This is a genomic window from Pseudomonas sp. 01L34, assembly GCF_056400265.1.
In genome coordinates this window covers 1-381 of sequence record NZ_JBFTSX010000056.1, presented here as the reverse complement: position 1 = coordinate 381, position 381 = coordinate 1, and the positions used below count along the sequence as shown (strand labels likewise).

At 42.5% G+C, this 381-nt stretch carries 1 rRNA gene; it reads left to right on the top strand.

Annotated elements, in window-relative coordinates:
• A 16S ribosomal RNA gene (locus AC1DQM_RS29960) occupies nucleotides 1–84 on the top strand; the annotation flags it as partial.
• Nucleotides 85–381 lie beyond the last annotated feature (297 nt).

The following is a 381-nucleotide window of genomic DNA, read 5'->3' as shown; positions in this document are numbered from 1 at the left end:
ACGGTTACCACGGTGTGATTCATGACTGGGGTGAAGTCGTAACAAGGTAGCCGTAGGGGAACCTGCGGCTGGATCACCTCCTTAATCGACGACATCAGCTGCTCCATAAGTTCCCACACGAATTGCTTGATTCATTGAAGAAGACGATAGGCTGACCATGTGAGGTGGCCTTGAATCGTTAAAGCTTAGAAATGAATATTCCGCTGTGAATATTGATTTCTAGTCTTTTGATTAGATCGTTCTTTAAAAATTTGGGTATGTGATAGAAAGATAGACTGAACGTTACTTTCACTGGTAACGGATCAGGCTAAGGTAAAATTTGTGAGTTGCTCTTAATTGAGCATGCGAATTTTCGGCGAATGTCGTCTTCACAGTATAACC